The 15077-nt window shown below is 41.9% G+C and carries 12 protein-coding genes and 1 pseudogene; 3 read left to right on the forward strand and 10 right to left on the reverse strand.

Translation table 11 applies throughout. The features are described 5' to 3' along the window. Window positions 1-144 precede the first annotated feature (144 nt). The 3 genes from SM123_RS07820 to SM123_RS07830 all read left to right on the forward strand — a co-directional run bounded on the left by SM123_RS07820 (window position 145) and on the right by SM123_RS07830 (window position 3330). On the forward strand, window positions 145-2400 hold the full coding sequence (locus tag SM123_RS07820; protein WP_320909384.1) for an ATP-dependent Clp protease ATP-binding subunit: 2256 nt from the start codon (window positions 145-147) through the stop codon (window positions 2398-2400). 110 nt (window positions 2401-2510) lie between these two features. Next, complete coding sequence (locus SM123_RS07825) at window positions 2511-2960, forward strand: NUDIX hydrolase (protein ID WP_155168827.1); 450 nt, start codon at window positions 2511-2513, stop codon at window positions 2958-2960. Window positions 2961-3027: 67 nt separating this feature from the next. Next, window positions 3028-3330, forward strand: a complete 303-nt coding sequence (locus SM123_RS07830) for a DUF1827 family protein (RefSeq protein ID WP_155168825.1) — start codon at window positions 3028-3030, stop codon at window positions 3328-3330. A 387-nt stretch (window positions 3331-3717) separates the two neighbouring features. Here the strand turns inward: SM123_RS07830 and ileS are convergent, their stop codons facing one another. The 10 genes and pseudogenes from ileS to SM123_RS07880 form a co-directional block, all read right to left on the reverse strand. Then, the gene (gene ileS / locus SM123_RS07835; RefSeq protein ID WP_320909385.1) at window positions 3718-6510 is read right to left on the reverse strand and encodes an isoleucine--tRNA ligase; all 2793 of its coding nucleotides are present in this window, start codon (window positions 6508-6510) and stop codon (window positions 3718-3720) included. 254 nt (window positions 6511-6764) lie between these two features. Next, window positions 6765-7592, reverse strand: coding sequence for a DivIVA domain-containing protein (locus SM123_RS07840; RefSeq protein WP_003005971.1), 828 nt, complete (start codon window positions 7590-7592; stop codon window positions 6765-6767). A 9-nt stretch (window positions 7593-7601) separates the two neighbouring features. Continuing rightward, the gene (locus tag SM123_RS07845) at window positions 7602-8393 is read right to left on the reverse strand and encodes a YlmH family RNA-binding protein (protein ID WP_150905504.1); all 792 of its coding nucleotides are present in this window, start codon (window positions 8391-8393) and stop codon (window positions 7602-7604) included. A 6-nt stretch (window positions 8394-8399) separates the two neighbouring features. Further along, window positions 8400-8663, reverse strand: a complete 264-nt coding sequence (locus SM123_RS07850; protein WP_003005966.1) for a YggT family protein — start codon at window positions 8661-8663, stop codon at window positions 8400-8402. Between the two features lies 1 nt (window position 8664). Then, window positions 8665-9036: pseudogene (locus SM123_RS10285) on the reverse strand (cell division protein SepF); the annotation flags it as partial. Between the two features lie 267 nt (window positions 9037-9303). Next, the gene (locus SM123_RS07860) at window positions 9304-9972 is read right to left on the reverse strand and encodes a YggS family pyridoxal phosphate-dependent enzyme (protein WP_003011742.1); all 669 of its coding nucleotides are present in this window, start codon (window positions 9970-9972) and stop codon (window positions 9304-9306) included. 2 nt (window positions 9973-9974) lie between these two features. Beyond that, the gene (gene ftsZ / locus SM123_RS07865) at window positions 9975-11240 is read right to left on the reverse strand and encodes a cell division protein FtsZ (protein WP_003005955.1); all 1266 of its coding nucleotides are present in this window, start codon (window positions 11238-11240) and stop codon (window positions 9975-9977) included. Window positions 11241-11255: 15 nt separating this feature from the next. After that, window positions 11256-12644 (reverse strand): cell division protein FtsA, encoded by a 1389-nt coding sequence (gene ftsA, locus SM123_RS07870; RefSeq protein WP_320909387.1) that lies wholly within the window; start codon window positions 12642-12644, stop codon window positions 11256-11258. A 142-nt stretch (window positions 12645-12786) separates the two neighbouring features. Next, on the reverse strand, window positions 12787-14010 hold the full coding sequence (locus SM123_RS07875; RefSeq protein ID WP_320909388.1) for a cell division protein FtsQ/DivIB: 1224 nt from the start codon (window positions 14008-14010) through the stop codon (window positions 12787-12789). Continuing rightward, window positions 13994-15076 (reverse strand): UDP-N-acetylglucosamine--N-acetylmuramyl-(pentapeptide) pyrophosphoryl-undecaprenol N-acetylglucosamine transferase, encoded by a 1083-nt coding sequence (locus SM123_RS07880; RefSeq protein ID WP_042759943.1) that lies wholly within the window; start codon window positions 15074-15076, stop codon window positions 13994-13996. The genes SM123_RS07875 and SM123_RS07880 overlap by 17 nt, the downstream gene beginning before the upstream one ends. Window position 15077 lies beyond the last annotated feature (1 nt).

A 15077-nucleotide genomic window follows, 5' to 3' on the forward strand; every position in this document is an offset into this window, starting at 1 on the left:
CTTAGCGACATTCCGTAGCAAATTCTTGCAAACTTCTAGAATACTGATATAATGAAACTATAAATCTTTGACTATTTTTGACCTTTCAAAAATAGGCTCGTCTCTTGATGGAAAACCATCAAAAACCTACTGTGAGGTATGTATATGCTTTGTCAAAATTGTAAAATAAATGAATCAACCATCCATTTATATACAAATGTAAATGGACGTCAGCAGCAAGTAGACCTCTGTCAAAATTGCTATAAAATTATGAAAACAGACCCTAATAACAGCTTCTTGAAAGGCATGACCCAACGTAGCCAACTCACTGGAGATCCTTTTGAAGATTTCTTCAATAACCTTGGAAACTTCAAAAGTCCGCAAGAACCTCAAACCCCTCCAACTCAATCCGGAGGCAGTTATGGAGGTGGCGGCTACGGCCAAAACAATAACCGTGGTGGTCAAGACCCTCGTCAAGCCCGTCCTCAAAAGCCAAAAGGTCTTTTAGAAGAGTTCGGCATCAATGTCACAGAAATTGCCCGCAAAGGGGATATTGACCCTGTCATTGGCCGTGATGAGGAGATTATCCGTGTCATCGAAATTCTCAACCGTCGAACCAAGAACAACCCGGTTCTGATTGGAGAACCTGGGGTCGGAAAAACTGCCGTTGTGGAAGGCCTGGCTCAAAAAATCGTCGATGGCGACGTTCCACATAAATTGCAAGGAAAAGAAGTCATCCGCCTAGACGTCGTGAGCCTCGTTCAGGGCACAGGCATCCGTGGTCAATTCGAAGAACGCATGCAAAAATTAATGGATGAAATTCGTCAACGCGAAGATGTTATTCTGTTCATCGACGAAATCCATGAAATTGTTGGCGCAGGATCAGCCGGCGAAGGCAATATGGACGCTGGAAATATCCTCAAACCAGCCTTGGCGCGTGGAGAACTCCAATTAGTTGGGGCTACTACCCTCAATGAATACCGTATCATTGAAAAAGATGCGGCCTTGGAACGTCGGATGCAGCCCGTTAAGGTCGATGAACCAACGGTTGAAGAAACCATCACCATCCTCAAGGGCATCCAGAAAAAATACGAAGACTACCACCACGTCCACTATACAGACGGTGCCATCGAAGCGGCAGCTATTCTTTCAAACCGTTACATCCAAGATCGCTTCCTGCCAGACAAGGCCATTGATCTGTTGGATGAAGCGGGATCTAAGATGAACCTGACCCTAAACTTTGTGGATCCAAAAGTGATCGATCAGCGCTTGATTGAAGCGGAAAACCTCAAAGCTCAAGCGACGCGCGAAGAAGACTTTGAAAAAGCAGCCTACTTCCGCGATCAAATCGCGAAATACAAGGAAATGCAAGGTCAACATGTCACTGATCAGGAGACCCCTGTCATCAGTGAAAAAACGATTGAACACATCGTTGAACAAAAGACCAATATTCCTGTTGGTGATTTGAAAGAAAAAGAACAGTCTCAATTGATCAATCTGGCTTCTGATTTGAAAGCTCATGTGATTGGTCAAGACGATGCAGTAGATAAAATCGCGAAAGCCATTCGACGCAATCGTGTCGGCTTAGGATCGCCTAACCGTCCAATCGGAAGCTTCCTCTTTGTCGGACCAACTGGTGTCGGAAAGACCGAACTGTCTAAACAATTAGCGATCGAGCTCTTTGGCTCTGCAGACAATATGATCCGCTTTGACATGAGCGAATACATGGAAAAACATAGCGTAGCGAAACTAGTCGGAGCTCCTCCGGGCTATGTTGGCTACGATGAAGCTGGACAACTAACGGAAAAGGTTCGTCGCAATCCTTACTCCCTCGTGTTGTTGGATGAAGTGGAAAAAGCCCATCCAGATGTCATGCACATGTTCTTGCAAGTTTTAGATGATGGCCGTTTGACAGATGGTCAAGGCCGTACCGTCAGCTTTAAAGATACCATTATCATCATGACCTCTAATGCTGGAACCGGCAAGGCTGAGGCCAATGTTGGTTTTGGAGCTGCTCGCGAAGGTCGAACCAACTCTGTACTTGGAGAACTCGGGAACTTCTTTAGCCCTGAATTCATGAACCGTTTTGATGGCATCATTGAATTCCAACCTCTATCAAAAGAAAACCTTCTCCAAATCGTTACCCTCATGCTCGATGAAGTCAGTCAACGTCTCGCACAAAATGAGATTCATCTGGATGTGACAGAGAAGGTCAAAGAAAAATTGGTCGATCTGGGATACGATCCAAAAATGGGGGCCCGCCCACTCCGTCGTACCATCCAAGACCATATCGAAGATGCCATTACCGATTATTACCTGGAACATCCAAGTGAGAAACAACTCAAAGCCGTCATGACCAGCAATGGGAAAATCTCTATCAAGTCTGCTCACAAACCAGTTGAACAGACTTCAGAATCATAATCAGTAAATGTACATTCAGAGACTGGAAAATCCAGTCTCTTTCTTTTTTTCCTCCAGATTTTTGCTAAAAAATATGATATAATGATGAAAAAATAAGAAAAGAGAAAACCATGACCATTCCAAGTTTTGGTGAAAAGAAACAAGATGTTGCGTATGTGAACCGATACGGTGTCTACGCTGTTATTCCCAATAAGGATCAGGATCAGATCATCCTCGTTCAAGCTCCAAATGGGGCTTGGTTCTTACCTGGCGGGGAAATCGAGGCGGGTGAAGATCACTTGCAAGCTCTGAAACGGGAACTGATCGAAGAATTAGGCTTTACTGCTATTTTAGGGCGATACTATGGCCAAGCAGACGAGTATTTTTATTCTAGCCACCGGGATACCTACTACTACAATCCTGCCTATATTTATGAAGTCGTCGACTACACAGAAACTCAAAAACCACTGGAAGATTTTAACAATCTCTCTTGGTTCCCAGTAGAGGAAGCGATTGAAAAACTGAAACGAGGCAGCCATAAATGGGGCATTGAACAGTGGAAAATTGCCCATAAAAACTAAAGGACTTCTTTCACAAAATAAAAAAAAGTGCTATAATAAATGAAGATAGAGGTCAGGAGGAACTCATATGAAGCTCATTAATACCACCAATAGTCATGCTACCTTGGTTAAAAATCAACTTGCTAGTACTGACGCCTTGCTTGTCGAGGTTTATTCCGCGGGCAATACTGATGTTATTTTTACACAAGCCCCAACCCACTACGAATTGTTGATCAGCAACAAACACCGAGCTATTCGTGAAACTGAAGTAGAATTAATTCGTGAGTTCTTTTTAAAACGTAAGATTGATCTTCAAAACATTGACCAATCCGCTATTAAAACCCTCTACTCTGATAAACTAATTGAAATTTCCTTTCCAATTACTAAGTAAGGCCAATTTGCCTTACTTTTTTTATTTCCTTAATGCATGAATCTCTACACCATTCTGTCACCAAAAAAAAGTGCCATAATGGAACTTCATTTAGAATGTAAACAAACTATTTTAAAGTAAAATAAGTTAAGTGATTCTGCAAAAAAATAAATTTGAGTCCCAATTTTTAAATCAATTTAAGAAAATACTGAAACTTTCCGCTGTGAGAAAAGTGCCTGAAACAACAACGTTTCAGGCACTCGGAATTATTGAGACCTTAGGCTCAATAATTAGTCATGGAACTTCAAAGAAGTTCGCTGACGTCCGTACTCACCTAAGGAAAGTTTTTAAGATGATTTTGTCTTCAATATAAAAGAAGTTCCTTTATGGAACTTCTTTTAATGTCTTTTATTTAGCTTCAAATCCTTCTGCGACTGCATCCGCAAAGTTCTCTTCGACGATGCTTGCACAGTGATCACAGATGGTTGCGTGGTAGTGACGTTCAGCCGTTGTTGGATCGATGCGACGGCAACGGTCACAAACTTCACCAGCGGCACGTTCAACTGTGAAGGCTACATCTTCAAAGGTCACTGCACCTTCTGGAGCTGGTCCTTCTGCGATGGTCAACTCAGAAACAATCAAGAGTTGAGCAACATCGCTATCAACAGCTCCAAGAAGAGTTTTCACAACTTCATTTGGATAAACAGTTAAGTGAGCTTCAAGAGATTTACCGATCACTTTTTCATTCCGCGCTTCTTCCAAGGCTTTTTGAGCTTGACCACGGAAGTCCATGAAGGCTGACCATGTATCCAAGATTTCCTCTTGGTTGGCAAATGTTTGAGCTTCTGGTAATTCTGACAATTGAACGAAGTCTTCCTCTTCAAACTCAAGGTAAGACCAGATTTCTTCAGCAGTGTGAGGAAGAATTGGCGTCAAGAGTTTCGTGATTTTCACCAAAATATCATAGAAGACTGTTTGCATTTGACGGCGTTCTAGCGATTTCGCTCCTTCGATGTAAACAACATCCTTGGCAAAATCCAGGTAGAAGGCTGACAAGTCAACGTTGATAAAGTTAACAAGCGCCTTGTAGATCGTCAAGAACTCAAAGTTTTCATAAGCATCACGGATGGTCTTAACAAGCTGGTTAAAGCGAATGGTCATGTACTTGTCCACTGAACGAAGCTCATCATAAGCAACTGCATCCTCAGCTGGGTTAAAGTCAGAAGTATTGGCAATCAAGAAACGAAGAGTATTCCGGATCTTACGGTAAGTCTCAGACACTTGGCTCAAGATATCCATTGAGATACGCACGTCATTACTTGAGTCTACACTGGTTACCCAGAGACGCAAGATTTCAGCACCAAATTGCTTTTCAACATCACTTGGGGCAATGGTATTTCCAAGTGATTTAGACATTTTCTCACCTTTACCATCTAAAGCAAAACCTTGAGACAAGATTTGTTTGTATGGTGCAACACCATGATTCGCCACAGATGTGATAAGAGATGAGTTGAACCAACCACGATATTGGTCTGAACCTTCAAGGTAAAGATCAGCTGGGTATTTGAGTTCTGGACGGTTCACCACAACCCCATTCCATGATGAACCTGAGTCAAACCAGACGTCCATGATATCTGTTTCTTTTGTAAATTCGCCATTCGGTGAACCAGGATGCGTAAACCCTTCTGGCAAGAGGTCTTTCGCTTCACACTGCCACCAGATGATCGAACCATGCTCTTCAAAGAGTTGAGCCACATGTTCGATGGTTTCAGCTGTCATGATTGGTGTTCCGTCTTCTGCATAGAAGATTGGAAGAGGCACACCCCAGGCACGTTGACGAGAGATGACCCAGTCACCACGGTCACGAATCATGTTATAAAGACGCACTTTCCCCCATTCTGAGTGGAACTTCACTTTTTCAATTTCGTCCAAGATATCTTGACGGAATTTCGATACTGAGGCAAACCATTGTGGAACTGCACGCCAGATGATTGGTTTTTTCGTACGCCAGTCAAATGGGTAGGAGTGAGAGATTTCTTCTTGAGCAAGGAGCAAATCACCAAGTTTTTCGATAACTGTTGGAACAACCTTGTCATAGAACTGACCTGCAAAGTCAGGGCCAGCATTTTCCATCATGATTCCGCGTTCGTTAACAGTAACAGCAACTTCGAGACCATTGGCAATCCCTACATTGTAGTCATCCTCACCAAAACCAGGAGCGGTATGGACGATACCAGTACCTGAATCAAGGGTTACATGCTCACCAAGGATCACCAATTCATCCACTTCAGGATCCCATGGGTGTTCTGTAACGATATGGTTCAATTCTTTTCCTTGGTAAGTTGCAAGGACTTCAGCATTTTCCCAACCGAATTTTTCAGAAAGGCTTGGCAAGAGTTCAGATGCTACAACATACTTGCGGTCAGATCCAGCAGGTTTCACTACGACATAATCAAACTCTGCACCTACCGTCAATCCACGAGAAGCTGTAACCGTAAATGGAGTTGTTGTCCAGACAACGATGTAGGTATCTGTATCTAGGACACCCTTACCATCTTTAACTTTGTTCGCATAGTAAAGAGACGTTGAAACCAAATCATGGTATTCAATCTCTGCTTCAGCAAGGGCTGACTCAGAAGACCAAGACCAGTAAACTGGCTTAGCTCCACGGTAGATATAGCCTTTATTGGCCATTTCACCAAAGACGCGGATTTGCGCTGCTTCATAGTCAGGCGTCAAGGTTACATAAGGGTGATCCCAATCACCTGAAACACCCAAACGTTTGAAGTCTTCGCGTTGTTTATCTACTTGAGAAAGAGCATATTCACGGCAGAGTTTCAGGTACTCAACCAAATCCATTTCTTTGCGTTTCACACCCTGTTTAGCCAATACTTGCTCAATTGGCAAACCATGAGTATCCCAACCTGGAATATAAGGGGCGTAAAATCCTGACATAGACTTAGAACGAACAATGATATCTTTTGAGATCTTGTTCATGGCATGTCCTACGTGAATATTTCCGTTAGCATAGGGAGGGCCATCATGAAGCGTAAAATGCGGTTTTCCTTCATTCAACTCTTGACGGCGTTGATACAATTTTGCATCTTCCCATTCTTTTTGCCAAACTGGTTCTTTCGTTGGAAGCCCAGCCCGCATTGGAAAAGCTCTTTTCCCAAGATTCAATGTTTCTTTAAGTTTCATTGTGTCTCCTTATTGATTTAAAAAGCTATAAAAAAAACACGAGCATCCTAAAAAGGACGATTGCTCGTGGTACCACCTTTGTTCGAGAAGTCGCAAACGACTTTCTCCTCTCATCCCGTAACGAGGGAAACGTCCGTTCTTACTCAAGGGTTCAGAACGAATACTGTAAAAGGATCATCCATTAAGAGGGAGTGCAGATCTTCCACCATCATCTGCTCGCTAGACCTATCATTAATGGACCTGTTTTTACAAAATTATAAAATATTGACAGATTCACGATTTGCATCATCTTCAGGTTGAACAGTTTCTTCAACCGCAACAACTTCTTCATTTTCATGACGAGCGTGCTCTGCTTCTTCTAAAGCGGATTGAACTTTTTCATTCAAGCCTTCAAACGCTTGTGTTGCACCCAATTCTAAATTAGCAGCTTCGATGCGTTTTTGCAATTCTTCGATTTCAGCTGGAGAGAATTGACGAGTCAAATCAATGTTATCATCTTCTGCATGATGATGGTGAACTGATTCACCCAAAGCTTTCTCCACAATTTCACGGAAAGCTTCATCACTTGTTTGAATGTACATAGCTGTTGGACGAAGAATTTCATCCCATTCAGGTGTATCGATAATGCTCAATTGGCTTTCGATGGTTGATTTCAAACGTTGATGGAAGACGCGTGTCTTGTTCTTCAATTCCTCTGTTTCAACGGCAACCTTCTTGGCATTATCCGTTGCATGACGAAGGATTTCATTTGCTTTTTGTTTTGCTTCATCTACTAAGTGCTGTGCATCTTGTTCAGCTTGACGAACAATATTTTCAGAACGTTCGTTAGCGGCTTGTTTGACACGTTCCGCAGTATCTTGTGCAATCAAAACAGATTGACTCAATGAATCTTTCATTTCATCAAAATAGTTTAAGCGTTCTTCAAGAGCTTGAATTTTTGCTTCTTGATCATGATTTAAACGAACAAGATCTTCATAATCGCGAACAACGATATCTAGAAATTCTTCTACTTCGTTCGCATCATACCCTCTAAATTTAACGCCAAAAGTTTTATCTTTAATTTCTAAAGCAGTAAGAGCCATAACTCCTCCTCATTTTTTACTTAAGAGTACTTCAACAGTTATTTTATATTTTCCACTCTTTGAAATACCATTTTCAGAAACAATTTTAAGACGCCCAAAGCGTCGGACACTGACTAAATCATTCAGACCTACAGCATAGCTAACATTGGAAGTAGTCGCATAGTTAACTTTCACTAAACCAGAACTAATCAACTGACTAGCTTGTGAGCGTGAAAGCTTGAAGGTCCCAGCAATCACCTTATCTAACCGATAACTCGACACGAGAATATCTCGCTGCTGGCTTTCTTCCTCTACGATCATTTGTTCAGAGAGAGGAACTTCCCTCAGCTTAACAGGTACCCGAGAAATTTTCTGGATGTGATCCATAAAATAGTGAACAAAACGCCGTTCAACAAATACTTGGATCTTTCCATCACTCGTCAGAATATCTCCAAAGGACTTGCGCTCCACACCTAATTGGTGAACAATGGTCCCCAGTACCTGGGAATGGGTCAAGTGATGAAATTTTGAAGCATAGACCATTTCCAATAAGGCCAGATCAAAGTCACTTGGATCTAATTGGTAATAATCCGGAGCAACAATAACCTTGGCATACTCCATTTTCTGCTCATCACTGGAAGCAAAGACCTGTAATTGGTAGCTTGCCGCGACATTTCGTAAAATAGTGACCTGATGAGGGTTTAAAAAACCCGTCACCTCAACAGAATAGCGTTCCACCACTCTTTCAGACAATTCAATACAGCGATCAATGAATTCGTGATCTTCGCGATTGAAATGTTGGTAAATCTCTGTCTGTCCCATCGTATTCTATCCAATCAAAAATAGGAACAAGCGGGCTAATAACTGATTCATCAAGTTCAAGACCAAAAGTGCTACTAGAACTGTAAAATCCAAGCCCCCAAACTGTAATGGTAACTTTCTAAAAAGGCTCAAAAATGGTTCAACTAGGCGGTGAACCATTTGTCCAAGAGTACTTTGAGGTGCCCCAGGGAACCAAGATAGTAAGGCATAGATGACAAGAATGATGGAATAGATTTGAATGATATTTGATAAGTATTGAAAGATAACCATCTTAACGATTACGTTTCATATCATAGTCAAATTCTGTCACTTCCACATCATTTGGAAGGCGGATATCTTCAATGTTAACGACTACATTAATTGGAGTCAACAAGTACATGGTACTTGCAACACGACGAAGATTTCCTGCTAAAACATAACGTGCCCCATCCAAATAATCTAAACAACGACGTGCTTGTACTTCAGTCATATATTGGAAGTCAATCAAGATACTCTCATTAGATAGTAATAGATCAACAATTTCAGTCGCTTCCTCGTATTTGCGGGGATAGCGTACATCAATGGTAATCTTTTCATCTGTATTCGCACGATTAGCAGCCAATTCACGTTGACGTTCATGCAAGCGAGTAATATTTTCAGATGTATTTTTCGTTGTTGAAACAGGTTCCTTCACTGCCGCTGTAGACACTGGAGTCGTAACAGGTGCGACAGGAGTCGGTTTTTGTCTTACCGGTTCTTTTTGACTAATCTGTGGACGTGGAGAAGTCACTTGAGGAGTCGGCTGTGGCTGTGGAACTGGTTGAGTTTCCGCCCCAGCTGCTTTTGCCTCGCGAACTTCTACTTCTTCACCGTCTTCTGTGAAGTAGTCAATAAAGTTGTTAAATTTATCTTTTAATGACATAGTTCTTTCCTATTTAAAAAATGATGTCCCAATTCTTACATAAGTCGCTCCGTTCGCAATGGCTACTTCAAAGTCACGACTCATACCCATACTTAGTTCTGAAAAAGGCATATTTTTTAATTGTTTCTTTTCTAGTTGTTTCTGAAGTTGGTGAGTTTTTGAAAAAATATCCTGCAACTCTTCTTGACTAGCCTCAAAAGGAGCCATCGTCATTAAACCAACAATTTCAATTTTGTCCAGCTGTGCGATTTCCGCTAAAACATCATCCAGTTCATCGGGTGCAAATCCATGCTTACTTTCTTCACCAGAAATGTTCACTTGGAGGAAACACTTGATCGGGTGTTCTGCTCGCTTTTGAATTTCTTGAGCCAGCTTCACCGAATCCAAGGCATGAAAGTAATCGACGAGATTGATCACGTCTTTTACTTTCCGCCGTTGGAGGCTCCCAATCAAGTGCCAAGTGAGGTCATACTCTTTGAGAGCTTGATACTTTTCTAGGAATTTATCGACACGATTTTCACCGATATGTTGGATACCTGTTTTCACCAGTGCTTCTGTTGTGGCAACATCCACATACTTGGTGACAGCTATCACATTAACTTGATCTTGACGGTTAGCTTTGTTTCTTGCTGTTTCTACTTGTTGCCGAACAAGATCAGCATTCTCTACCAGATTCATGATTAACGATTCCGGAAGAATGGTGGTGTTTCCAATTCATCATCATCTGAAGATGAATCTACATAACGATCAACTTGATGTGTTGATGTTGGTTCAGTTTGGCGAACGATATTCTCACGACGAATATCCCAATCACCAAAGGCTGAGCCACGGTTTGGTTCTACCGCTGGACGACTTGGAGTTGTTGGCAATTCAACATCTTGTTTCAAATCAAATTCACGGTCAAATGGTGCAGCTTGTGGGCGTTGTTCACGTGGTCCTGTTTTATAAGGACGTTGTGAGGAAGCAATGCCACTAACGCGTTCTACCTTGTCTTGACGGACACCAGTTGCAACAACCGTCACGCGGATTTCATCTTTAAGAGATTCATCAATAGATGTACCCAACCAGATGTTCACTCCGTGACCTGCAGCTTGGTTCACAATTTCTGAAGCTTCTTCTGCTTCGATCAATGTCATATCCAAACCACCTGTTACGTTGACGATCACGTCTTCTGCACCATCAATTGTAGTTTCAAGAAGTGGAGAGTAAATAGCTTTACGAGCCGCTTCGATAACGCGTTCTTCACCGCTACCAACACCAATACCCATGAGGGCATTTCCTTTGTTTTCCATAACAGTCTTCACGTCTGCAAAGTCAAGGTTGATCAATCCAGGACTTGTGATCAAGTCAGTGATCCCTTGAACACCTTGACGAAGAACGTTATCTGCTTCACTCAAAGCTTCAAGAAGCGGTGTCTTCTTGTCTACAATTTCAAGCAAGTTGTTATTAGAAATAATCAACAAGGTATCTACATGTTCGCGAAGTTCGTTGATCCCTTCAATAGCGAAGTTGCCACGTTTTGAACCTTCAAACCCGAATGGACGAGTGACAACTGCTACTGTCAAAGCACCTACAGCTTTAGCAATACGAGCGATGACTGGTGCAGCACCTGTACCAGATCCTCCACCCATCCCTGCAGTGATGAAGACCATGTCTGCACCTTGCAAAGCTTCTGTTAATACTTCTTCGCTTTCTTCAGCTGCCTTACGACCAACTTCAGGTTGACCTCCAGCACCCAATCCACGAGTCAATTTTGGACCCAATTGGATAACTGTTTCAGCTTTTGCACTTGAAAGTGCTTGAACATCTGTATTAGCTGCGATGAATTCTACACCGGCAACGCCTTCGTCAATCATACGATTGATGGCGTTTCCGCCACCGCCACCGACACCGATTACTTTAATTACTGCACCTTGTGCCGCTGCTGTGTCAAATGAAAATGTCATAAATACTTACACTCCTTAATCAAACATATTACCGATCAAATTTTTCATTCGGTCTGTGAATGTAGTTTTTTGTTCTTGTTTGCTATCATTGCTTGCTGCTGGAATTTCTTGAGCATCCACTGGAGATTCAATCTTCTCAGCATTGTATGCAGGTACTACCGGTTGTGCTGGAGTAGCAGGTTGTGGTTGTACTTGTGGTTGCACTGGACGATCAAATTGAATCGGTTGTTGACGCAAGACTTCGTCTCCATGAACCGCAGCTTGAGCAATAATATCCACATCTGTCAAATTGCCTGCATATTCAGACAAGCTAATTACATGGGCAAAAGCTGGATTGCGAATTCCAATTTGATTTGGAACAAACAATTTCACATTTACACCAAAGACTTCTTGAGCCAATTCTTCAACACCAGGAAGGATTGCACCTCCACCGATAATCACAATACCTCCAGGAAGATCCAACAGATGTCTTCTCTCAAGGTCTTGTTTGATTTGCTCAAAGATGTGTTTGATACGTGCTGAAATGATTTCAGCTAAGTACTTCTCAGTCACTTCAACTGGCTCTACTTCACCGATGACTTCTACATGGAAGACTTCATTCCCAGCAGATGGCACATAGGCTTCACCATAGTTGAACTTCAAGCCTTCAGCCAATTTTTGAGAAGTTTTCAATACTTTAGAAATATCTTTGGTAACATAATCGCCACCTTCTTGGTAGATATTTGTAAATTGAAGTTCTTGGCTACGAACAGACGCCACCGTTGTTTGGCCACCACCCATATCGATCACCGTTGCTCCAAATTCACGTTCGCCTTCATTCAAGACTGTTTTGATCATCGCAAGCGGTGAAATGATGATGTTTTCAACTTGTAAGCCTGCACGTTCAACGGTTTTACGCAAATTGTGCAAGATTGTACGAGGTCCTGTATAAAGAAGGCCACGCATTTCAAGTCGGATCCCCATCATTCCGCGTGGATCGCGGATTCCTTGGAATCCATCTACTGTGAATTCTTCAGGAATGAAGGTGATTACTTCACGATCCGGTGTCATACTTTTTGTGAGTGCAGATTTGACAACATTTTCAACATCTGCATCTGTGATTTCTTTCGAATCACTTGTGACTGGAATCATTCCTTGAGTTGCTTCGATTTGTAGTAAGTTTGCAGGCAACCCAACATTGACTAGATTGATTGAAATCCCTGCTTTTTCTTCAGCTTGGCTGATTGCATTTTTAATTGCATTTGAAGCAGCTTCGATATCTACTATAATTCCATCTTTGACGCCAGCACTTTTTGCATTGCTGACTCCAATTACATTCATTTCTCCATTGACATGTTCTGCCACCAATACTTTTATTGAACTAGTACCGATATCTAAACCTGTAAAAAAGCCGTCTCTAGCCATTACACCAGTCCTCTCTCTTTATTTGTTTTCACTTTACATCTATTTATAGCCCTTTTAGTTGGAACTATCCAAACTTCATTATATCACAAAGAAGCCTAAAATGGACATTTTTTCTTCAATTATTTGAGATAATTTATGGGCTTTACTCATTCCCAGAAGAATTCTCTCCTTCTGGATTCTGTTCTTGATTCCGTTCTTGGCTTGCTTCCTCAGAATGTTCTTCTTGCTTTTCTGTACTTTCAGCCTTTTCTTTTTCAGCTTGCTCTTTGGCATCTGCGATGGATTGTTCACTATAGCTGAAAACTCCAGCCTCCATATCGATAGTCGAATCATCGTCTAATTGCTTACTAATGGCTTTATAGTAAGGAAGCTTGCGGGTAATTTGGGAAACAGGCACCAAGATTTTATTATCGTTTTTCATAGTGATGGTCACCAGATCCTTGGTGACCTTGCTCGGAGTCAGATCTACCGAAACAATTTTATCCGTAATGGACGAAGAAATAGACTTCATTTCTTGGACAAATTGTCTAACTAATTCTCGATCTGAGAATTTTAAGCTAATATAGGAGGACGGCAATTCCGAAGCTGGAGTTACTGTCTCCACTACTTCTCCATTTTCCAATACTGGATAGTGGTCTTCTCCCGTCACATAATAGGCAACCACTTTGTGTTCCACGATATTGACTTTAAAGGTCACTGGGAATTGATAATGCATGTGCACTTCTTTGATCCATGGACTAGCCGTTTTCATATTTTGTTCATAGACCGATTTATGAAGGAAAGTCGTCAGAGTATAATCTTCTTCTTTGATGCGACTTTTTTCATACAAGAGTTGCTGGTCAACCGCCTTGTTCCCTGAAAATTCAATCACTTTCTGTGTGGATAAGGGGCTTAAAAAGTAGATCGAGAGAAGGGCGACAATCGAGCTGATTCCGATAACCGGAAGGGCACGATAGATGTGGCGTTTTGCCACTGTCGGTTCCTTCTTTGGTTTTTTCGTCTTCAAGCCTTTAAAAAATGAAGGCTTTTTCTCTTGTTTCTCTGAAGGATCTAGCTCCTCTTTAGCCGGATCAACTTCTTCTCCTTCTGAACTTTCTCCATCCGCATCTGGATCCTCTTCGGCCTCAGATTCATCTTCCTCTTCAGACTCTTCTATTTCTTCAGATTCTTCCTCTGAGACGGAAGCTGTCTCTTTTTCTGAAAGATCTTCGTCTTCTTTTGCTTCTTCGCTTTCAGTTTCCTCTGTTTCAGCTTCTTCCGCTTTTTCAAGCGCTTTTTTTTCTAAATATTCTTTGTTTCTTTTTTGCCAGGCTGACAATTCTGTAATTTTGTCATCCGTTGGCGTTTTTTTATTGTCGTCCGTCATCTTTTCCCTTACTGATATCTTTTTGAAGCAGGCCATAAAAATCGTCTAGTGAAAGGAGTTCTGTCGATTTTTCCATTGCTTGGTGGTAGACTTGGCTTTGCTTCAACATTTCTTGAATGGTTTCATTGAAGGTTTCGAGCGTCAATTGATCTTCCTGCAATTGCTCTGCATAACCTTTATCCACAAAATATTGGGCATTTTCAATCTGATCGCCACGGCTGGCTTCTTTTCCTAGCGGTACAATCAAATGGAGTTTGTTCATAGCTAAGAGCTCAAATAAGGTATTGGCTCCACCCCTAGTCACCACTAAATCAGCCTTTTGGAGCATTGGTAAATACTGATCGGTTACATAATCCACTCGATACAAGCCACCCTCAGCCTGATTCAATGTTGAATCACCCGTCAAATTGATGATATTGTAGTGCTGCAAGAGCTCTGCTTTGTGCTCTGTCACAAATTCATTAAAGACACGCGCACCGGCTGATCCTCCGACAAAGAGAAGGGTCGGCAAGTCTTTTCGGAAACCTTTTGTTTTTTCTTCTAAAACTTCTGAAGTTGGCGGAATATGATCTGTGACCTTGGTTACCGCACCGATATGCTCACTCTTTGTCAAACCATGTGCTTGCTCAAAAGTCGTGTACATCTTGGTAGCAAATTTATAAGCAATTTTATTGGCCAATCCCATAGAAAGATCGGACTCATGGATATAGACAGGAACACGCGTGAGTCGGGCTGCGATCACTGGTGGCACAGAAACAAATCCTCCTTTTGAGAAGAGAACTTGTGGGCGCACACGAAGCAGGATTGCAATGGACTGGAGCGTCCCCCAAGCCACCTTGAACACATCCATCATATTTTGGAAAGAGAAATAGCGGCGCAATTTCCCTGTTGCAATCGAATGGAATCGTACCTCTAATCCAGACTTTTTGATCTCTTGGTATTCGATTCCTTTTTTGTCCCCAATATAATGAACTTCCCATCCATCTTCGATAAATTTTGGAATCAAGAGGAGATTAAGGGTCACATGTCCCACGGTTCCCCCACCAGTAAACATTATTTTTTTCATC

The sequence above is a fragment of the Streptococcus sp. S5 genome (assembly GCF_034134805.1).
In the GTDB taxonomy this organism is placed as follows: Bacteria; Bacillota; Bacilli; order Lactobacillales; family Streptococcaceae; genus Streptococcus; species Streptococcus lingualis.